The following is a 19,184-nucleotide window of genomic DNA, read 5'->3' on the forward strand; positions in this document are numbered from 1 at the left end:
CCGGAGAACATGCATGCCCGCGGCTCAAAGTGACTAGTATCACCGGGAGTTGGTAACGAGACCGATGCAGACGGTGACCGAGGAGCCGCGATGGACGAGACGCCCGTGTGGATGCATGCGGAGGCACAGACTCCCGTGGATCTTCAGGTGGACAGACCGCACGGCGCCCGCATCTACGACTTCCTCCTCGGCGGCAAGACCAACTACGCGGCCGACCGCGAGCAGGCCGAGAAAGTGATCGCCAGCATCCCGTCGGCCGCGGAGAGCGCCAGGGAGAACAGGGCGTTCGTCCACCGGGTGGTGCGCCATCTCGTACGGGAGCACGGCATCCGCCAGTTCCTGGACGTCGGCACCGGCATCCCCACGTCGCCCAATCTGCACGAGGTCGCGCAGTCCGTGGACCCGACGGCGCGGGTCGTCTACGCCGACAACGACCCCATCGTGCTGACGCATTCGCGTGCGCTGCACATCAGTTCAGCGGAGGGCGCCACGGCCTACATCGAGGCCGACGCGACCGATCCCGACGGCATCCTGGACTCCCGCGTCTTCCGGGACACCCTCGATCCGGAGCAGCCCGTCGCGATCACCCTCTGCCTCCTGTTGCACTGGCTGCCGGAGACCTACGACGCGTACGGCATGGTGCGCAGGCTCCTCGACGCCGTGCCCGCGGGGAGCGCACTGGTGATCACGCACGCCACCAAGGACTTCGACGAGCGGGTCGGGAAGATCGAAGAGGACTTCGAAGACACCGGCTCGTCGGTGCGCACCCGTACCAAGGCGCAGGTCGGGCGCTTCTTCGACGGGCTCGACCTGGTGCCGCCAGGCCTGGTGGCACCGCAGCGCTGGCGGCCCGAGGACGTGGAGATCGAGGCGGGCAACAGCGGCGCGGTCGGCGACGGTCACGTGCCCATCTGGTCCGGCGTCGGTCTGAAGCCGGGAGCCTGACCCGGGCCCGGGGTCTCATCCGGGCCCGGACGCCGGGGTGTTCGGTCCGGCCTCAGCCGGGGTCGCGCGGGTCGAAGGAGCCGGGGTCGACCGTCAGGGGCTCGGGGAAGGCCGCGGCGAGGCGGTCCCAGCGGACGAACTTGAAGTCCGTGCCCGCCCGTTCGCCGTCAGCCGGTGTGTCCTCGCCGTCGTGGACGATCAGCGCGCCCTTCGGAAACCTGCTGCCCAGCGGGGTGTTGACCACGGTCGACCCGTCGGAGTGCTGCACGCCGTCGGCCGCCGGACCGTCCGCGACGCTGAACGACCCTTTGTACGGGGTGTCTTCGCCGCGTCCGTAGACCGCGAAGGTGTTGTCGCCCTGGCTGGAGGCGAGGACGTAGCAGTCGCCGTCACCGGCGTGGTAGACGGTGACGCCCTCCGCGTCGGCGCTCAGACGGCGGCCGCCGTGTCCGGGGTCGTGCGCCGTGTCGAGCACGCACTCCTCCTTCTCGGCGTCGTACGTCCAGGGCACGCCGTACTCGCGCACCTTGTCGAAGAGGTGCGGAGCGGCGAACTCGCTTCCGTCGAGGCCGATCCGCCAGAGGCCGACGTCCTCCTGTGCCGCGTATAGGACCTGCTCTTCCTGGTCGACCGCCATTCCCTCGACCTGGGGCCGCTCTCCGGGCTCCGCGCACGGCGTCCACGATTTCCCGCCCGGGAGCGTGAAGGAACCGGGCAGGGCGGCCGAGTCCTCGGTCGAGTAACCGACCCTGCCGTCCACGTCCTTGAGCTTCAGCAGCCTCAGGCCGGTCTCCTCGCGCCGGGAGACGACCGCGTACGCCGAGCCGTCGTCGCTGTAGGCGGCGAGCCCGTACGCGTTGCGCTGCTCGTCCACCTCTTCCTCGTCGCGCGAGAAGACGGGGCGCACCCCGGCGGCCGTGACGTCGGTGAGCGGCGGCCGTCCCGCGGCGACGGCCGCGGGGTCGATGGCGTAGGCGCGCACGCGGCCCCGGCCGCGGTCGCTGACGAGTGCCAAGTCGGTGCTGCGGCCGTCCAGTTCGAAGCCGTAGACGATGTCGACGTTGTTGAAGCGGCCGGGCTCCGAGGCGCCGTCCGGCGCGGGCGGCGCGTCGATGTGCTGGAGCCGCCGGCCGTCCGTCGCGTAGACGTCGAGACCGGCCTCCTTGAGGGTGCCGACGACGATGCTGCGCCCTGCGTCGTCCGGATCGACCCATACGGCCGGGTCGTCGGCGTCGGCGTGCCCGCCCGGCCCGTCGTCGTGTACGGCCGGGGTCTCCACGGCGGCCGTGGCCCGTGCGGGCTCCGGTTCCGCACGGGTACGCGCCGGCTCCGGAGCGCCGTCCGCCGATGCGACGGGCGCGGCGACGAGGAGCAGCGCGCCCGCCAGGACGGCGGCGCTCCGGAGGGACGAGGGGCGGGCGGCGGACGTACGGGCGGTGGAAGGTCTCACGGTTCTCCTAGGGAACGAACAGCGGATCGGTGACGGTCCGGGGAGAGATGCCCCGGCCGGTGAACCGGCCTGCACCGCCGGGCGTCCTGGGACCGACCAGAAGGTGACCGGAATCAGAACCGGGTCAGAACCGGACTGAGAACCGGAGCCAGAACCGGACTGAGAACCGGAGCCAGAACCGGAGCCAGAAGGGGTGCCAGAGGACGCCGAGGAGGACGCCGCCGCCCGCGGCGGTCAGAAGGCGAAGACGCCGCCGCCGGTCTTGTTCATCGTGCAGGGGTTGGCGAAGGTGTGCCGCCAGCCGACCCGCTGCCCCTTCCACACGCCGTCGGCGGTGACGACGACCGGGTCCCAGATCCTGGTGCACATCGCGCCCGCGGATCCGGCGTCCACGAGCTGCTCGAACCGGCCGCCCACGGCGTCGACTTCGGCACAGGCCCGCTTCGCCGCGGGGTGACTGCCACCGGGTCCGGGCGCGCACTCGAGCACGACGGCCCGCTGCACGGCGGCGGTCGCGGCGTCCGGGCCCTTGCCGACGGTCAGCACCAGGGCCGAGGGCGCGTAGAGGCTGTCGGCTCGCACGGGCTGGGCGTGTGCGACACCGGCGCCGACGCTCGTCACACACCCGGCGGCGAGCGCTGCCGCCGTCCCAAGAGCCTTGACGTTAAACCGCATTCCGAACACTCCTTGTGTCGATGTCTCGTTTATCGGACACCGAGGACTCTGGCGCAAGCCAGCCCGTAACGCACGTCGAACGATCACTTCCGGTCGCGAGTGCCCGGACGGATCTTGGCCGAGAACGGATCCGTACAGGCCGCAGGCCGTATCCGGGCATCGACAGTGATGCACAACTCTGTCCGGCATGTGGGCAAATCGGCTGTGGTTCAATCCAAAACGACTTCCCGGCCTGCGGAAACGTCCTCGGTCATGCTTCCCCGGCCGACCCAGCTCGGCCGGAAACCGCCCTGCCGTCCGGAGCCTCCGGGCCGAAGTGCGCTGACCGACATACCCGTTACGAGGTGCGCGTTGCGAGGCGGCGCTCCGAGCGCCGGTCAGCTCGTCGGCGCGCGGGCCGGGTGAGCAGCCCGGAGGCCGGAAGCCTTCGCGCATGTCCACCGATAACCGGCGGGAATGCACGCGAATATGCCGGAACATGATGTGAAAAGCGAAGTCATGGAAAGCGGATCCGTCGTCCCGTAATCATCTGGCTCGTCCCGTTTCCTTCGAGCCTTTTTCTCCGTCAACCGCTTTCACGCCCAAGCTGTTTGGCTGTTGACTGGACCCCGGGGCGGGCGACCCCGCGCCCCCGTGGCCGTACAGCAGCCGGGACGTCACAACCTGTGTCCTGCGGCTTTCGGTGTCCATCGTCCCGATGGCACATCCGAGTTGCGGCTCCGGCTCCCGGCGGCGGGTGCGGGCGTCTCGTCCGGGAATGCGAGGAAGCAATCCGCAACCAGAGGAGGCAATCCGCAACCAGGAGCCGAGGAGAATCCGGGACGGTGCCGGCGGTCGCCGGCCGATGACATTCCAGTACGTTTCAGCGAGAGGGCGCGATGACCGGTTCCCGTGATGAGCGGCAGGCGGACGACGGCTTCGGCGGCCGTGGATCCGGCGGCTCCGCGAGTGCCGCGGACGAGACGTCTGCCTCATTGCAGGATCAGGGCCAGGACCCGGGCGAGCGGGATCAGGACGGGCAGGACCACCGCCACGGCTCCACGGCCGATACGGAACCGGAGGCAGCGGGCCGCGTCGTCACCACGGTCAATCCCCGTATCGTGCCCGCGGGTTCGCGCAGCCCCATGCCGCCACCGCCGCCGCCCAGCCGGATGCGCCGGGCGCTGCTCGCCGCGGTCGCGGCGACCGTCGTCGCGGGCCTGTCGGCGGGCGGCTTCATGCTCTACGGCGGCAGCGACCGGGACGACGCGACGGGCACGGGCGCCGGGCACGACCGGGACTGGAACGGCGACCAGGAGAACGACACGCCCGGCTCGGCGTCCAGCGCCCCGAGCAACTCCCCCAGCAAGGACAAAGACAAGGACAAGGGCAAGCACAAGGACAAGAAGCCCAGCGGCGGCCGCAGTTCGCACACCGGCTCGCCCGGCGGGGACGGCAAGGACCGTCCTACGCACGGCGGCCAGAAGCCGCCCGCACCCGGCCACCCGGGCGGCTCCGGCGGGGGCGGCGACGACTCGGACGGCACCGTCCTCATCTGGAACCACAACTCGGACCAGTGCATCCACGTGCCCGGCGGCGAGGGCCGCGACGGCACGGCCCTGGACATCCGCACCTGCTCCGGCGCCGCCTCGATGCGCTGGACGTTCGCGAGCGACGGCACCGTGCGCGCCCTGGGCCTGTGCATGGACGTCGCCGACGGGTCGAGCGAGAACGGCACGGTGATCCAACTCGCGTACTGCAGCGGCAATCCGGCGCAGCAGTTCCGGCTCAGCGAGGGCAGCGACCTGGTCAATCCGCAGGCCGACAAGTGCGTGGCCGTGCGGGACGGCGACGTGGAGAGCGGCACGCCGCTGGTGCTCTGGGACTGCACGGGTGAGGACAGTGAGAAGTGGAGTCCCGCTCGTCCGTCGTAGGGTCGGCGGATGGCGAAGTATTTCGACGTGCATCCTGAGAACCCGCAGCGCCGCACCATCGGCACGGTGGCGGAGAGCATCCGCGCCGGCGCGCTCGTCGCGTATCCGACGGACTCCTGTTTCGCGCTGGGTTGCCAGCTGGGCAGCCGCGACGGCATCGACCGCATCCGCTCCATCCGGGGCCTCGGCGACCGTCATCACTTCACGCTGGTGTGCGAGAACTTCGCGCAGCTGGGGCAGTTCGTGCACATCGACAACGACGTGTTCCGCGCCATCAAGGCGGCGACGCCGGGCAGTTACACCTTCATCCTGCCCGCCACCAAGGAGGTGCCGCGCCGGCTGCTGCACCCGAAGAAGAAGACCGTCGGCGTGCGGATCCCCGACCACGCCGTCACCCAGGCCCTCCTCGCGGACCTCGGCGAGCCGATGCTCTCCAGCACGCTGCTCCTTCCCGACGAGGAGGAGCCGATGACGCAGGGCTGGGAGATCAAGGAACGGCTCGACCACGTCGTGGACGCGGTGATCGACTCGGGGGACTGCGGTACGGAACCGACCACGGTCATCGACTTCTCCGAGGGCGAGGCCGAGATCGTACGGCGGGGAGCGGGCGACACCACGCGCTTCGAGTAGCCGAGCGCGCGCGGCACTCCCGAAGGCCGGTCGTACGGAGGGTCGTTCGTCCCCGAGGGCCGTCGGTACGGCCGGTCGTTCCTCCCCGGACGGGCGGTCGTGCGGCCGCCCGTCAGCCGTCCGGGCGCAGCAACGCCAGCAGCAGACGCACGAGTTCGTCGACGACCTCTTCGAGGGACGCGTCCACCCAGCCCGCCGCCCAGTCGTGCAGCAGTCCGTTGACGCTGCCGATGAAGGCGGCCGCGGCGATGCGGTAGTCGCGGTCGGCGGCCTCGCCTCTGCGGACGGCCGCCGCCGCCTCGGCGCGTATCAGCTCGACCCACCGTGCGCGGCGGGTCAGCCGCTGTTCGTCCATGCGGGGACTGACGCCGACGATCTCCGTGAAGGTGATCCGGATGCGGCGCGGGTCCTCGGCGATGCTGGCCGCGTACGCGCGGAAGACGCGGCCGTAGCGCTCCGCGAACGGCAGTTGGGCCGTGTCGGTGAGGGCCTCGACGACGGCGCTCTCCGCCCAGGCGTTCACCTCCAGGTGCAGCTCGGACAGCACGTCTTCGAGGGAGCGGAACTCCTCGTAGAACTGCCGCGTCGACAGTCCCGCCGACTCGCAGAGCGCGGCGACGGTCGTCGCACGGTAGCCGGGACCGGCCCCGAACAGCTCCAGGGCCGCGTCGAGAAAGCGGCGGCGCCGCTCCGCGCGCCGCTCGTCGGCAGCCTTGCCCGCGTAGCGGCCGCTCGGCCGCCTGAGCCGCTGGGTCACCCGTGTCCCCTCGTCGGTGTTCTCGGCGTCCGTGCACCGTATGCCCATGGGCACCTCCGTGTGCCCACGCCCCGACCGCCGCCCCGACCGCCTGCGGCCTGCCGTCTGCCGCTCGGCGTGCCGGTGCCGCGGGCCCGCCCGTGGGCCGCCACTCGTGCCCCAACCATCCTCTCCCGCACAGGGGTTGAAGAACGGCAGGTCCGCAGTTACCTTCGGTAGCCCAATGTGAAGCGCGGCCTTTTCACATTGTCCGGCAGTGACGCCCGGCCGGAAACCCCCTGCCCAGAACGGCAATTCACCCCCGCACGGTGCTCGCCCCGGCCCGCTCGCAGCCCGCGGAGGCGGTCATCACGCGAAGGAGAGCCATGGACGTTTCCAGACAGAGGCACGCGGACGCCGAACTCCCGGCCGGGACCCATGCCTCCGGGGCCCATGCCTCCGGGGCCCCTGCCTCCGGGAGCCCCGGCCCCCGGCGGTCCTGGAGCGCGTCGCCGCGTGGCCGCCGTCGCCGGCTGCCCGTCGCCGTCGCCACGGCACTCGTGGCCGTCGCCGCCACGACCGCGGCGACCGGCGGGGCCGCCCGGACCGCGCCCGCCGTCCGAAGCGCCGCGGCCCAGGCTCCCGCCGCCCAGGCTCCCGCGGCCCACGCCGCGGACCTCCAGGAAGTGATGTTCGTCGGCAACAACTGGGACGGCACGGCCGACGTGATCAAGTCCAGCGGCTCCTTCGACAAGCTCGGCCGCGTCGACGTGATCCCCGACAAGGAGGAGCGCCTCAAGGAGATCCACGCGGACCCGGTCAAGCTCGCCTACTTCATGGCCATCCGCAACGGACCGGGGGAGGGCCACGACCAGTTCGTGGACGACATGTACTCCACTCCCGACGGCACGGCCATGGTCGTCTCACGTCCGAGCTTCGCGGACGTCGTCTCCGTCGACGTGGAGACCGGGAAGATCAACTGGCGCTTTCCCGTGTCCGGTTACCGCTCCGACCACATGGCCGTCTCGCCCGACGGGAAGCGCGTGGCCGTCTCCGCCTCCACGTCCAACACGGTCCACGTGCTCGACATCGAGACGGGCAAGGAGGCCGGCTCGTTCAAGACCGGCGACAAGCCCCACGAGAACGTGTTCACCGACGGCGGCAAGCACATCTGGAACATGTCCATCGGCGATGTGCAGACCGCCACCGACGACCCCTGGCTGGACTGGACGAAGGGCGACCGGAAGATCACCGTCGTCGACGCGGAGACCTTCGAGCAGGTCAAGGTCATCGACATGCGCGAACGGCTCGACGCCTTCGGCCGCAAGGACTTCTCCGACGCCGTGCGCCCGGTGGCCTTCACACCGGACGAGTCCAAGCTCTACTTCCAGGTCTCCTTCTTCAACGGCTTCTTCGAGTACGACGTGGCCTCCGACAAGATCACCCGCGAGAAGGTCCTGCCCAAGAACCCCGACACCAGCGAGGACCGTACGACCTGGGTCAACGACTCCCGCCACCACGGAATGTCGATGAGCCCCGGCGGCGACAAGCTGTGCATCGCCGGGACCATGGACGACTACGCGACCGTCGTGGACCGCGAGTCCCTGAAGGAGGGTCCGCTGATCGCCGCCTCGAAGCCGTACTGGGCGACCGTCAGCGGCGACGGCAAGTCCTGCGTGATCTCCGAGAGCGGCAGTGACCGCGTCACCGCCATCGACTTCGACACGGGTGAGAAGACGGCCTCGGTGTCCGTCGGAGACCACCCCCAGCGCGTCCGGGTCGCCCATGTTCCTGCCGACTGGACGAGCCCGGCCGCGCGTGGGTGAGGGGGGGCGGCGAGCGCTCCCGGTGCCGTTCCGGGTTACGGCACCGGGAGCGTGCCCTCGTGGGGGCGCGCTCCCGGCCACGGTCGCGGTGGGGATCGCCGTCGCGGTGGCCGGCGTGGTCATGGCCGCGGTGGGGGCCGCGGCCATGGGCGCGGTCCGTGCCGTCAGTTGCTCCGCCGCCCCGCGCCTGCGAGCTCCTCCCCGGCGGCGACCGCGGGCGCACTCTCGCGTCCGCGCGCCGCCAGCGCGACCGGAGCGATCAGCAGCGCCAGCAGTCCCACGAGGCCGACGGAGACCGTCAGGCTCGTCACCGACGCGACCCCGCCGACCATCGGCGGACCGCCCAGCATCCCCGCGTAGGCGACGGTCGTGACGAAGCCCAACTCCCGTTCGCCGCCGCCGCCGTCCTCGCGGCGCCCCGCGTCACCGGCCAGCGCCATCGCCGTGGGGAAGCAGAACGCCAGTCCCGCGCCCGCGAGGGCGAAACCCGCGTAGGCGACCGTCCCGGACGGCACCACCGCCGCGGCCGCCAGCCCGCACGCCGCCGTCAGTCCGCTGCCGGCCAGCACCCGGTGCGGCCCGTAACGGGACTCCAGCCGCTCGCCCGCGAGCCTGGTCACCGCCATCGTCACCGCGAAGACCGAGTACGCGGTAGCCGCCACCGGCTCCGTGACGGCACGCTCCTGTACGAGGAAGAGCGCCGACCACTCGGCGCACGTGCCCTCCGCGACCGCCGCGCACAGCGCCACCGCCGCGAGCAGCCACAGCCGTCCCCGCATTACGACGTCCCGGTAACCGCCCTCGGTGCGGTGCTGCGGCTCGGGCCGCTCACCGGGCAGTGCGCGGCCGGCGGCCAGCAGCGCCAGCAGCCCCGCGGCCGAGACGAAGCAGAAGTGCCCCGCGGGCGCCACGTCCAGCGCGGCGGCCAGCCCGGCACCCAGCGATCCCAGCAGCCCCCCGGCGCTGAACCCCGCGTGGAAGAACGGCATCAGCGGCCGTCCCGTCTCGCGGACCACGGCCACCGCGGCCACGTTCATCGACACGTCGACGGTGCCCATCAGCCCGCCGAGTCCCGCAAGCGCCGCACCGAGCAGCAGCGGCGACCCCGCCAGACCCACCAGCGGCAGCACCAGGCACGCACCGGCGAGCGCGGCCCCGAGGACGGTACGCGCACCCCACGCCGCGCAGGCGCGTCCCGCCAGCGGAGCGGTGACGATCATCGCGATGGCCGGGCCCAGCAGGGCCAGGCCCAACGCGCCGGCGCCGGCGTCGGCCTGCGAGGCGAGCGCCGGGACGCGGGCCGCCCAGGCCCCGTACAGGCCCCCGTTGACGACGAACACCGTTGCGACGGCGGTGCGGTGGGAAACCACCCGTACCCCCTCTTTTCAGCCATGGACCCGGGCTTTGCGGGAGGTCAGGCTATTGGCATCTACCTTTCCATGGCAGAAAGTTGATCGAATCGCGGTGTTCCCGTCAAACCCACGGGTCCATTGCCTAACGTCTCATCACAGAGCTGCGTCGGCGTCCGCGTCGTCGCCGGCGCGGCACAGCGGCACGAAACGGCAGGAGTACCGGAATCCATGACCGTCTTGTGGGGCATATCCTTCGACGCCACTCCGATCTCCGGGGTGGTGGTGGAGTTCGTGAAGACCGCCCGGCTCTTCCGCGAGCAGGGCTACGGGGTGCATCTGGACCTCGGCTACGACGTGAAGGCCGACAAGAACGCCTTCTTCCGCCCGTACGACGACGAAGCGGCACTGCTGCCCGGCTGGGTGCGGCTCGGCAGAGTCGCCGGCCTCGACCGAGTCCCCGGCTACGACCAGGAGTTCGTCTCCGCGGTGCTGCGCGAGTACGTACAGCACGGCGAGGGCGCGCATCTGCTGCCACGGGTGGAGGCGGCCGCCGCGGCCATCAGCGACCGCATCGTCGAGACGTGGGAGCGCCACGACGTCTCGTTCGTGATGGTGGAGAACGGCACGCTGCCGGAGAACATCACCTACACCAAGGCGCTCCGCTCGGCCGTCGAACGCTACGGACGCCGCCACCGACTGGGCCGCTTCGTGCTGTGGCGCGACCACGACCTGATGTGGCAGAGCGAACCGGGCACCGGCAAGTACGGCACCTTCCCCTACCCCCGCACCGTCGCCCCCGCCAACACCCCGTACATCCACTACATAGCGCTCCACGAGGAGGCCCGCAGAAAGACCCTCGAATGGGTACCGGACCTGGAGAACATCGACGTCCTGCCCAACACCTTCACCCACGAACCGGCCCTGGCCGACGGCCGGGCGCCGGGCTTCCGCCGCGACTTCGGCATCCCCGAGGACGCCCCGCTCATCGCCCGCTGCACCCGGATCATCCCGCAGAAGCGCATCGACCGTGACATCCACCTCGTGGCCCGCCTCGCCGAACGCGCGCCCGGCGTCCGCCTCTTCGTCGCCGGCGACACCGACGAGGCGCCCGGCGAACACGCACGCCTGCTCGACCTCGCCGAGTCGCTGGGCGTGCGCGACCGCGTCGTCTTCGGCGGACGCCTCGCACCGCACGAGGCCGATATCGGAGCCGCCAGCGGGGCAGGCTGGTCGGTGCGCGACCTGCTCGCCCACGCCGATCTGGCCTCGTTCCTGACCTCCTACGACTATGAGAGCTACGGGAACCCCATCGGTGAGGCGATCGCCTCGCGCGTCCCGTACCTGACGACCCGCTACCAGCTCTACGACACGGTCTACGGGGGCAAGGGATTCCGCGCCCCGGTCATGGAACTCACCGACGGGGACCTGCCCACCGACCGCTTCGTGGACAGCGTCGCCGAACTGATCCTGGACGAAAGGAAGCGCGAGGAGATGGCGGACTTCAACCACCGGCTCGGCAAGCGGCACTTCGGCGCGGACCGGGCGGGCGAGCTGCTCGCCGAGCTGTTCCTGACGCCCATGGGCGAACGGACCCGCATGAGCGTCGTCCTGCCCGTCTACAACGAGGCCGCCAATCTGCCGGCCGTGCTGACGTCGCTGTACGAACAGCGCGGCGCCGACGGCCCGCTGGACAAGTCGCTGTACGAGATCGTGCTGGTCGACAACAACTCCACCGACGACACCGTGAAGATCGCGCGCGGCTTCGCCGCCGAACACCCCGATCTCGCGCTGCACATCGTTCCCGAGCCCGAACAGGGCGTGGCCTGCGCCCGCAAGACCGGCATGGACTTCGCCTCGCAGCGCAGCGCCCGGCGCGGGCCCTCCGACTCCGAGCAGCGCTTCTTCCTCGTCTCCGCGGACGCCGACTGCCGGGTCGACGACCGGTGGCTGTGGGAGCTGCTGACCGCCATGGAGTCCGGCAAGGCCGCCATCGGCGTGTGCGACTACTACTACTCGCCCGAGCACTTCGCCGGCAGGCCGCGGCTGTGGGACGCCATCCAGCGCACGCTGCGCTGCCGCGCCGTGACGTTCTCGCTCTTCGGCGGCTTCCCCGACGGCAAGGGCTTCGCGGTCGAGCGGGAGGCGTACGAGAAGGTCGGCGGCATCGAGATCTTCTACCAGCTGCAGAACGGCCGGTTCGTCAACCACCTGTCCGACGACTGGGACTTCGGGATCCGCGTCCGCGGCTCCGGCGAGGACATCGCCTACGTGCCCCGCTCACGCGTGGAGATCAATCCGCGCAGGGTCAACCACGCGATCGACGAGGTGATCACAGGCCGCGCCTACGGCTCGGACGGGATCATCGTCATGCGCGACATCAGGATCCCCGAGCCGGAACCGGCCGAGGACCGGGACGGCGACGACCTCACGGAGGAAGAGGCCCTCCAGGCATGGGAGTTCTCCATCAAGGACTTCACGCCGAAGAACACCATCCTTCCCGTGCTGCTGACGCCGTCGCTCCTCGACGACGACGCGGTCGCCGAGTTCTTCGGGCCGTCGCTCGCCGAACGCCTCGGGAAGCGGATCGCGGAGATCAAGGAGGAGATGAGCGTCGTCGACTTCACGCCCATCCACTCCTACAAGACCCCTTCCTACAGGCTGTACTTCGAGTTCGCCGACGAGATCTTCGCCCGGCTGCGTGCGACCGTGGGCGAGGACATCGGCCACCCGCCGCCGCTGCCCGAGTGCCTGCGCGACGTGCCGCCGGAACGCTTCACCGAGTTCGTGCGCTACTACTGCGAGGACCGCGAATCCGGAGAAGCCCACAACTACTTCGGAAACGGAGGGGTGTTCTGATGACCGTCGACATCGGCCACCGGCCGACGTACGAGGAGACGCTCGCCTCGCTGCGGCAGACCGACCCGGGCCACCCGGATCCCGCCGTGGTGGAGAAGCTGAGCGCGCCGGAGAACCGTCATCTCCTGGAGTACGTCACCCAGGACCCCTTCGGGGCCCATGTCTTCCCCGGCAACATCCCCGATGCCACCCCGGAGTCCTTCCTCTCCGACCTCGACCGGCAGCTCGCCTCGACGGCCCCGATCCACCTGTGGTCCTACATACCGACCTGCGCCTACCGCTGCCGGTTCTGCCAGTACCCCGTGGTGCTGGCCAAGGGCCCTCCCGAGGTCGTCGACGCCAAGGCCAACCAGTGGGTCGACTGGAACATCCGGGAGGCGCAGCTGTGGCTGCGGGAGGTGCCCAGCCTGGCGTCGGCCCCGATCGGGGAGTTCAACGTCTTCGGTGGCACGCCTTCGCTGCTGCCGCCCGACGCCATCCGCCGCCTGCTCGACTTCTACCGGGAGAACTTCAACTTCGGCCCGGACACCGCCATCCGCTTCGAGGGCGACCCCAGCACGTTCACGCCCGAGAAGCTCCAGCTCCTCGCCGAGCTGGGCTGCACCAAGCTCAGCAGCGGCGTGCAGTCCTTCGACGACCCGGTGCTGGAGCAGTGCGGACGTGAGCACACCTCGAAGATGTGCGTGGACTTCGTCCGCGAGGCGCAGCGCACCGGCTTCGAGTGGATCAGCATCGACCTGATGTACGGCCTGCTCGACCAGACCGTCGACAGCGTCCGCCGCGACCTCGACATCGTCCTGGAGAACGAACTGACCGCCGTGGTCTGCACGAAGCTTCACCTGGCGTCCTACAGCGACACCAGGACGGGCGTCGCCGGGGTCCAGCCCGCCGCGTGGCAACTCCCGGACTACCGCGCCAAGCTGGTACGGGACGGTCACCACTGGCCCACGCTCGGCGAGCAGTACCAGATGCGCGAGGTGCTCCACGAGGGCCTGGAGCGCGGCGGCTACCGCGAGCAGCCCACCATGTACTTCGCCCGCGGTGAGCTCGGCCCGGAGAAGTGGAAGGCCATCATGGTCGACCAGGACAAGCAGGAGGCCGAGGTCGCGATCGGGCTGGGCGGAAGCTCAAGCTGCCGCACCTCCGAGGCGATCACCGACGTGAACTGGAAGACGTACTCCGAGGCGGTGGAGGCCGGGCGCGTGCCGCTGGGTTCGGTGACCCGCTTCACTGAGGAGGCGCAGGAGGCCAGGGCGGTCAAGATGGCCCTCTCCACGCTGCGTCCCCTCAGCGACGAGCTGCACCGGGAGCGCTTCCCCGGCTCGTCCCTCTTCGCGGAGCCCTGGCTCAGCAGGTTCCGTTCGCTGGAGGGACGCGGCCTCGCCGTCGTGGACGACGCCGGCGGGCGGATCCGGCTGACGACGGACGGCAAGGTGCTGGTGGAGGCGCTCATCAACGCGGAGTTGTGAGCGGCGCGGAGCCGGGAGGCGGCGCGGGCTGTGCGGCGGCGCGGAGTTGTGCGGCGACGCGGGCCGGGAGGCGGCGAGGAGCTGTCAGGTGCGGCCCCGCGCCGGCACCCGGACGGCACGGGCACGGGCACGACGCCGGCGCCGTCCGGGCACGGGCACCGGCACGGCCGCTAGGGCGTCGTCGTGTCCGGGTCGTCGGGTTCCGCATCGGGATCGCCGTGGTACTGCGGGTCGATCGCGTTCGCCGCACCGAGGGCCGTGATGACCCATGCGTCGTCGCGGAGCCGCAGCCTTGCCGCCTCACGGTGGGCGAGGGCGGCCTCCAGTTCGTCGAGCGCGGTCTCGAGCTGCGCGGTGTCTGTTCCCGACGCTGCTTCGCGGACGTGCCGGCGTGCTTCTTCCACGCCCTCGTCTGCGTCCGCGTACAGCGCGTCGGACTCGGGCTCCTTCGGATCAACCATGTGCCGAGCCTACGGCTCCCGCGTCCCGGCCGGTCGTGCCGGGTTCGTACGTCGCCCGCGCAGGCATGTGCTTCGCCGGGACGGCGGCCTCGCGACAACGGCGAGGGCGGCCCCGGCAGCGGTGTGCGCGGGGCCGCCCTCGTCAGCCGTACGTGCTGCTATCGGACGGGCTACTCGACGCCCAGGAGTTGCTTCAGGGGCTCGATGGCGAAGTAGACGAGGAAGAGCACCGAGCTGCCCAGGAGCAGCCAGTGGACCTCGCGGATCTTGCCCACGCACGCCTTGAGGACGACGTAGGCGATGAAGCCGGCGCCGATGCCGTTGGTGATGGAGTAGGTGAACGGCATGACGGCGATGGTCAGGAAGGCCGGGATCGCGAGATCGTAGCGGTCCCAGTCGATGTGCTTGACCTGCGTCATCATCAGGAAGCCGACGACGACGAGGGCGGGGGAGGCGGCCTGGAGGGGCACGATCGTCAGTACGGGCGTGAGGAAGAGGGCGAGACCGAACAGTCCGCCGGTGACGACGCTGGAGAAGCCGGTGCGGGCGCCTTCGCCCACACCCGCCGCGGACTCGATGTAAGTGGTGGCCGACGAGGCGGAGCAGGCGCCGCCCGCGACGGCGGCGGCGCCGTCGATGAGCAGCACACGTCCCAGGCCGGGGACCTGGCCGCGGTCGTCGAGCAGTCCGGCCTCCGCGGTGACGCCGACGATGGTGCCCATCGTGTCGAAGAAGTCGGAGAGGATCAGGGCGAAGATCAGCAGGACGACGGTCAGGGCGCCGGTCTCCCCGAACGCACCGAGCAGGTCGAATTTGCCCACCAGCCCGAAGTCGGGCGCCGCGACGGGATTCCCGGGCAGCGAGGGAGAGGTCACGCCCCAGTTCTTGACTCCGGCGAACTCGTCGATGGCGATGGCGACGGCGGTCATCACGACGATGCTGATGAGAATGGCGCCCTTGATCTTGCGGGAGACGAGCACGATCGTGACGAGCACGCCCACGCAGAAGACGAGCATGGGCCAGCCGTTGAGGGTGCCGGTGCCGAGCTGAACGGGGACGGTGGTCTTCGCCGAGTCCGGGACGCGGGTGACGAAGCCGGCGTCCACGAAGCCGATGAAGGCGATGAACAGGCCGATGCCGACGCTGATGGCCTGCTTGAGCGGCTGCGGGATGGCGTGCATGACGGCCTCACGGAGACCCGTCATCACGAGGACGCTGATCAGCAGGCCTTCCAGCACGATGAGGCCCATCGCGTCTTCCCAGGCCATGAGCGGCGCGACCTGGAAGGCGACGATGACGTTGATGCCCAGGCCCGTGGCCAGCGCGAGCGGAAGGTTGCCGCCCACGCCCATGATCAGAGTCATGACGCCCGCCACCAGGGCGGTGGCGGTGGCCAGTTCGGCGCCCTCCAGCTGGTGGCCGAACTTGTCCTGGGCACTGCCGAGGATGATCGGGTTGAGTACGAGGATGTACGCCATGGTGAAGAAGGTGGCGAATCCGCCGCGTATCTCCCGGCTGAATGTCGAGCCGCGTTCGCTGATGCGGAAGTATCGGTCGAGTGGGCCGCCGGTTCTGCTGGACGGTGCGGCGGGCGGACTCGTCGAAGTCGTATCCATGGCTGCGTCTCCTGGTACCTACAGTTGAGGGGAAAGCAGGGCGCCGCCGCCGGGAGCGTATGACGGGCAGTTGTGCAAACGCGCATGCGGCGCCTTGCGGAGCGGATCATACGCAACAGCGCAGTTTCCACAATTGCGTTGCCGTATCCAGTGGTTACGTCTTCGGATCAGTCCTGTCGGTTCCTACGAAATCGGTCACGACCTATTCCGCAAAACGGGATGCAGAAGACAGGCGACCGTGGAGTTGCCGACGGTAACTGCTTACTCTCTGCCCGTGGATCCACCGATCTCGTTCAACGCGCGCGCCGCCCGCACCCTGCGCGAGAGACTGGGGATGGCCCCTGGCCACGTCGCTTACGGCATGCGCGCCTCATACGGCATGAGTCACGTCAGCCCCGATCACATCACCGCATGGGAGCGCGGCGAAGCCCTGCCCACCGCCAACGAAGTGACCGCCCTGGCCGGTGCCCTGTGGTGCGGCCCCGGCGAACTCATGGGACGTCCCCGTACGTTGCTGGAGCACCGCCTGGCCCGCGGGGTCTCAGCCGAGGACCTCGCCCGTCTCATCGGCCTCGACATCGACGCGTACCGGTACATGGAGGAGACCGGCCGGTGGACCGGCGACAAGCGGCAGTCTGCCAACCTCGGCAGCGTACTGAAGCTGCCGCCGCGCGACTTCATCGCCGTCACGGGCCAGGAGGACGAGCTCGCCCGTCTGCTCACCGAAGCCGTATCGACCCGCTGGCAGGCCCATGTCCGCGCCATCGCCCGGCTCGTCGCGATCGACCGCCGGGCGCTCCAGGAACCCCTGCGGACCATGCAGCACGAGTACCAGGCCCTCATGGCCGCCACGCTCGGGCGGGCCAGCAGCAACTCCACGGCCGACGACGGGCGGCGCTTCCTGGAGGACATCGTCGAGCACTTCTGGGCGCGGATCGAGGAGCCTCCGCGGCAGTAGGGCAGTAGGGCAGTAGGGCAGTTGGCAGTACGCCGCGTCAGTCGGCCCGCACCAGGTAGGAGGCGCTCAGCGGCAGTTCGCGCGAGGAGGAGCCGACGGCGATGCCGTACTCGCCCTGCCGCACCCGGAACTCGTGGGCGCCCGTGTCCCAGTACGACAGCTGCCGCGGGTCGACGGAGACGCGTACGTGCTTGCTCTCTCCCGCCGCGAGGTGCACCTTGCGGTAGCCGCCCAGTTCCCTGGGCGGGCTGTCGGCCCCGGTGTCCGGCTTGGCGACGTACACCTGCGCCGCCTCGGAGCCCGCCCGCTTCCCGGTGTTGGTGACCGTGAAGGACAGGCCGACGGAGTCGTCCGGGCCACCGGAACCGTGCTCCAGACGCAGGTCCGAGTAGCGGAAGGTGCTGTAGGACAGGCCGTGCCCGAACGGGAACAGGGGCTTCGTGTGGGTCTTGTCGTACCAGCGATAGCCGACGTCGACTCCCTCCGAGTAGTGCGCCGTGCCGTTGACGCCCGGATACTGCGCCTCGGTGCTCGCCGGCACTTCGTCCTCGCGGGCGGGGAAGGTCTGGGGCAGCTTGCCCGAGGGGTTCACGTCGCCCCACAGCAGACGCGAGGTGGCGGCGCCGCCGCGTGCGCCCGGGTACCAGGTCTCCAGGACGCTCTTGACCTTCGGCAGCCAGGGCATCAGCACGGGGGCGCCGGTCTGGAGCACCACGATCGTCTCGGGGTTGGCCGCCGCCACCTTCGAGATCAGTTCGTCCTGGCCGTCGGGCAGGGACAGGCTCGAACGGTCGCTGCCCTCTTCCTCCTTGTCGTGGGCGAAGACGAGGGCCACGTCGGCCGACTTCGCGGCGTCGGCCGCCGCCCCCGCAAAGCTTCCGTCGTGGTAGGTGACGTGGGCCGAGCCGCCCGCCCGCCTCTTGACCGCGTCGAGCGCCGTGTCCTTCGAGAGCGCGTCGACCTTGCTGCTGCCGCCGCCCTGCGCCGAGCCGGACGCGGCGGAGCCGATGACCGCGATGTCGTCCGCGGAGCCCGTCAGCGGCAGGGCGTCGTCGTCGTTCTTGAGCAGGACGGCGCCCTGCTCGGCGGAATGCTGCGCCGCGGCGTTCCCGGCGGCCTCGTCGAGCGGGGAGGTGGCCGTGCCGTTCCGCTCGAAGAGGCCGAACCTGAAGAGGACGGTGAGCACTTCACGTACGCGCTGGTCGATGTCCTGCCGGGTGAGGTCGCCGCTGTGCAGCGCCGCGCGGACGCTCAGGGGGTTGACCCAGAAGGAGAGCGGCAGTTCGACGTTGAGGCCGGCGGCCAGGTCCGAAGTGGCGTGCGTGGAGGGGTAGTCGGAGACCACGTACCCGTCGAAGCCGAAGCGGGAGCGCAGCATCGTGCGCAGGGTGCGGGCGTTGGAGCAGGCGTAGACGGTGTTGACGCGGTTGTACGAGCACATCACCGAGCCCGGTCTGCCCTGCCGCACGGCGAGGTCGAAGGGCGTGCCGTAGATCTCGTGCAGCGTGCGCTCGTCGATGTCGGCCGAGACGGTCATGCGGTCCGTCTCCTGGTTGTTGGCCGCGAAGTGCTTGACGGTGGCGATGACGCCCTCCGACTGGATGCCGGTGGTGTCCGCGCCCGCCATGGTGCCCGCGAGGTAGGGATCCTCGCTGTAGTACTCGAAGTTGCGGCCGCCCACCGGCACCCGCTGGATGTTCGTGCCCGGCCCGAAGACCTGCGACTGGCCCCGTGCGCGAGCCTCGCGCCCGACCGCGCGCCCGTACTGCCGCGCCGTGTCCGTGTCGAAGCTGGCGGCCTGTGCGACGGGGGCGGGCATCTCCGTGGCCTTCTGCCCGTTGCGCACGCCCGCGGGTCCGTCCGTCATCGTCACGCCGGGCACGCCGAGGCGCCGTATCGGTGCGATGTAGCCCGTGGTCGGCACCGGGGCGCCGATGGTGCCATGCAGCATGCCGATCTTCTCGTCGAGCGTCATGGCCTCCAGCAGCAGGCCGGCGCGCTCCTCGGGGCTGAGCGATCTGTCGGTCCACGGCCGGTCCTCTTGCGCTCCCGTCGAGGCGGAGGAGGCGGCAGCCGGCGGGGAGGAGAGCGGGCCGGGGCCCGGCATGGTGAGCGCGGCACAGAACACCAGAGTCGTGGCCACCCTGACGAGGGGCCGAGGATGTCCCATCACCTCAGCACGTCCTTTCCGCCGCGGCAGCGGCCTCACAGACGACTGATATTCACTTGCCCAATGCTTCTGATATCCCCATGTGACGCCGAAGAAATGCGGCGGCAGCATGCGCGAAATGAACCGG

14 protein-coding genes are annotated in these 19,184 nt (G+C 70.4%); 7 read left to right on the top strand and 7 right to left on the bottom strand.

Annotation, left to right across the window (positions count from 1 at the left end; translation table 11 throughout):
* The first annotated feature begins 90 nt into the window (after nucleotides 1-90).
* Nucleotides 91-945: an SAM-dependent methyltransferase gene (locus tag HCC61_RS10730; RefSeq protein WP_169135052.1), complete on the top strand. Its 855-nt coding sequence runs from the start codon at nucleotides 91-93 to the stop codon at nucleotides 943-945.
* A 52-nt stretch (nucleotides 946-997) separates the two neighbouring features.
* Here HCC61_RS10730 and HCC61_RS10735 read toward each other — a convergent pair whose 3' ends face one another.
* Nucleotides 998-2,395: a phytase gene (locus tag HCC61_RS10735; protein ID WP_346777128.1), complete on the bottom strand. Its 1,398-nt coding sequence runs from the start codon at nucleotides 2,393-2,395 to the stop codon at nucleotides 998-1,000.
* A gap of 234 nt (nucleotides 2,396-2,629) precedes the next feature.
* Nucleotides 2,630-3,070, bottom strand: coding sequence for a subtilase-type protease inhibitor (locus tag HCC61_RS10740; protein WP_169135053.1), 441 nt, complete (start codon nucleotides 3,068-3,070; stop codon nucleotides 2,630-2,632).
* Between the two features lie 878 nt (nucleotides 3,071-3,948).
* On the opposite strand from HCC61_RS10740, the gene HCC61_RS10745 reads away from it, so the two are divergent.
* Complete coding sequence (locus HCC61_RS10745; protein WP_169135054.1) at nucleotides 3,949-4,983, top strand: RICIN domain-containing protein; 1,035 nt, start codon at nucleotides 3,949-3,951, stop codon at nucleotides 4,981-4,983.
* A gap of 9 nt (nucleotides 4,984-4,992) precedes the next feature.
* Nucleotides 4,993-5,613 carry an L-threonylcarbamoyladenylate synthase gene (locus tag HCC61_RS10750; RefSeq protein WP_169135055.1) on the top strand — a complete coding sequence of 207 codons (621 nt, stop codon included), beginning with the start codon at nucleotides 4,993-4,995 and terminating at the stop codon, nucleotides 5,611-5,613.
* Nucleotides 5,614-5,725: 112 nt separating this feature from the next.
* On the opposite strand, the gene HCC61_RS10755 is transcribed toward HCC61_RS10750, so the two are convergent.
* Nucleotides 5,726-6,370, bottom strand: coding sequence for a TetR/AcrR family transcriptional regulator (locus HCC61_RS10755; RefSeq protein WP_169135267.1), 645 nt, complete (start codon nucleotides 6,368-6,370; stop codon nucleotides 5,726-5,728).
* Nucleotides 6,371-6,735: 365 nt separating this feature from the next.
* Between HCC61_RS10755 and HCC61_RS10760 the strand changes: the two genes are divergently transcribed.
* Nucleotides 6,736-8,175 (top strand): YncE family protein, encoded by a 1,440-nt coding sequence (locus HCC61_RS10760; protein ID WP_169135056.1) that lies wholly within the window; start codon nucleotides 6,736-6,738, stop codon nucleotides 8,173-8,175.
* 164 nt (nucleotides 8,176-8,339) lie between these two features.
* Here HCC61_RS10760 and HCC61_RS10765 read toward each other — a convergent pair whose 3' ends face one another.
* Nucleotides 8,340-9,545, bottom strand: coding sequence for an MFS transporter (locus HCC61_RS10765; RefSeq protein ID WP_169135057.1), 1,206 nt, complete (start codon nucleotides 9,543-9,545; stop codon nucleotides 8,340-8,342).
* Between the two features lie 210 nt (nucleotides 9,546-9,755).
* On the opposite strand from HCC61_RS10765, the gene HCC61_RS10770 reads away from it, so the two are divergent.
* Together HCC61_RS10770 and HCC61_RS10775 are read left to right on the top strand one after the other, a co-directional pair.
* The gene (locus HCC61_RS10770) at nucleotides 9,756-12,383 is read left to right on the top strand and encodes a glycosyltransferase (RefSeq protein ID WP_169135058.1); all 2,628 of its coding nucleotides are present in this window, start codon (nucleotides 9,756-9,758) and stop codon (nucleotides 12,381-12,383) included.
* Nucleotides 12,383-13,852, top strand: a complete 1,470-nt coding sequence (locus HCC61_RS10775) for a radical SAM protein (RefSeq protein WP_169135059.1) — start codon at nucleotides 12,383-12,385, stop codon at nucleotides 13,850-13,852. Before HCC61_RS10770 ends, HCC61_RS10775 begins: the two co-directional genes overlap by 1 nt.
* Before the next feature lie 170 nt (nucleotides 13,853-14,022).
* Here the strand turns inward: HCC61_RS10775 and HCC61_RS10780 are convergent, their stop codons facing one another.
* Together HCC61_RS10780 and HCC61_RS10785 are read right to left on the bottom strand one after the other, a co-directional pair.
* The gene (locus HCC61_RS10780; protein ID WP_169135060.1) at nucleotides 14,023-14,313 is read right to left on the bottom strand and encodes a hypothetical protein; all 291 of its coding nucleotides are present in this window, start codon (nucleotides 14,311-14,313) and stop codon (nucleotides 14,023-14,025) included.
* A gap of 170 nt (nucleotides 14,314-14,483) precedes the next feature.
* Nucleotides 14,484-15,929 (bottom strand): NCS2 family permease, encoded by a 1,446-nt coding sequence (locus tag HCC61_RS10785; RefSeq protein ID WP_169135061.1) that lies wholly within the window; start codon nucleotides 15,927-15,929, stop codon nucleotides 14,484-14,486.
* 274 nt (nucleotides 15,930-16,203) lie between these two features.
* Here HCC61_RS10785 and HCC61_RS10790 point away from each other — a divergent pair, with 274 nt between their 5' ends.
* Nucleotides 16,204-16,887 carry a helix-turn-helix transcriptional regulator gene (locus HCC61_RS10790; protein ID WP_169135062.1) on the top strand — a complete coding sequence of 228 codons (684 nt, stop codon included), beginning with the start codon at nucleotides 16,204-16,206 and terminating at the stop codon, nucleotides 16,885-16,887.
* 37 nt (nucleotides 16,888-16,924) lie between these two features.
* Here HCC61_RS10790 and HCC61_RS10795 read toward each other — a convergent pair whose 3' ends face one another.
* The gene (locus tag HCC61_RS10795) at nucleotides 16,925-19,057 is read right to left on the bottom strand and encodes a glycoside hydrolase family 3 C-terminal domain-containing protein (RefSeq protein WP_169135063.1); all 2,133 of its coding nucleotides are present in this window, start codon (nucleotides 19,055-19,057) and stop codon (nucleotides 16,925-16,927) included.
* Between the last annotated feature and the right edge of the window lie 127 nt (nucleotides 19,058-19,184).

It is taken from the genome of Streptomyces sp. HNM0575 (assembly GCF_012726265.1).
Taxonomy (GTDB): domain Bacteria; phylum Actinomycetota; class Actinomycetes; order Streptomycetales; family Streptomycetaceae; genus Streptomyces.

What these genes read in the sequence shown, in the direction of transcription:
- HCC61_RS10730 (WP_169135052.1), top strand. Translation starts at nt 91, where the DNA reads ATGGACGAGACGCCCGTGTGGATGCATGCGGAGGCACAGACTCCCGTG.
- HCC61_RS10740 (WP_169135053.1), bottom strand. Translation starts at nt 3,070, where the DNA reads ATGCGGTTTAACGTCAAGGCTCTTGGGACGGCGGCAGCGCTCGCCGCC.
- HCC61_RS10745 (WP_169135054.1), top strand. Translation starts at nt 3,949, where the DNA reads ATGACCGGTTCCCGTGATGAGCGGCAGGCGGACGACGGCTTCGGCGGC.
- HCC61_RS10750 (WP_169135055.1), top strand. Translation starts at nt 4,993, where the DNA reads ATGGCGAAGTATTTCGACGTGCATCCTGAGAACCCGCAGCGCCGCACC.
- HCC61_RS10760 (WP_169135056.1), top strand. Translation starts at nt 6,736, where the DNA reads ATGGACGTTTCCAGACAGAGGCACGCGGACGCCGAACTCCCGGCCGGG.
- HCC61_RS10770 (WP_169135058.1), top strand. Translation starts at nt 9,756, where the DNA reads ATGACCGTCTTGTGGGGCATATCCTTCGACGCCACTCCGATCTCCGGG.
- HCC61_RS10775 (WP_169135059.1), top strand. Translation starts at nt 12,383, where the DNA reads ATGACCGTCGACATCGGCCACCGGCCGACGTACGAGGAGACGCTCGCC.
- HCC61_RS10780 (WP_169135060.1), bottom strand. Translation starts at nt 14,313, where the DNA reads ATGGTTGATCCGAAGGAGCCCGAGTCCGACGCGCTGTACGCGGACGCA.
- HCC61_RS10785 (WP_169135061.1), bottom strand. Translation starts at nt 15,929, where the DNA reads ATGGATACGACTTCGACGAGTCCGCCCGCCGCACCGTCCAGCAGAACC.
- HCC61_RS10795 (WP_169135063.1), bottom strand. Translation starts at nt 19,057, where the DNA reads ATGGGACATCCTCGGCCCCTCGTCAGGGTGGCCACGACTCTGGTGTTC.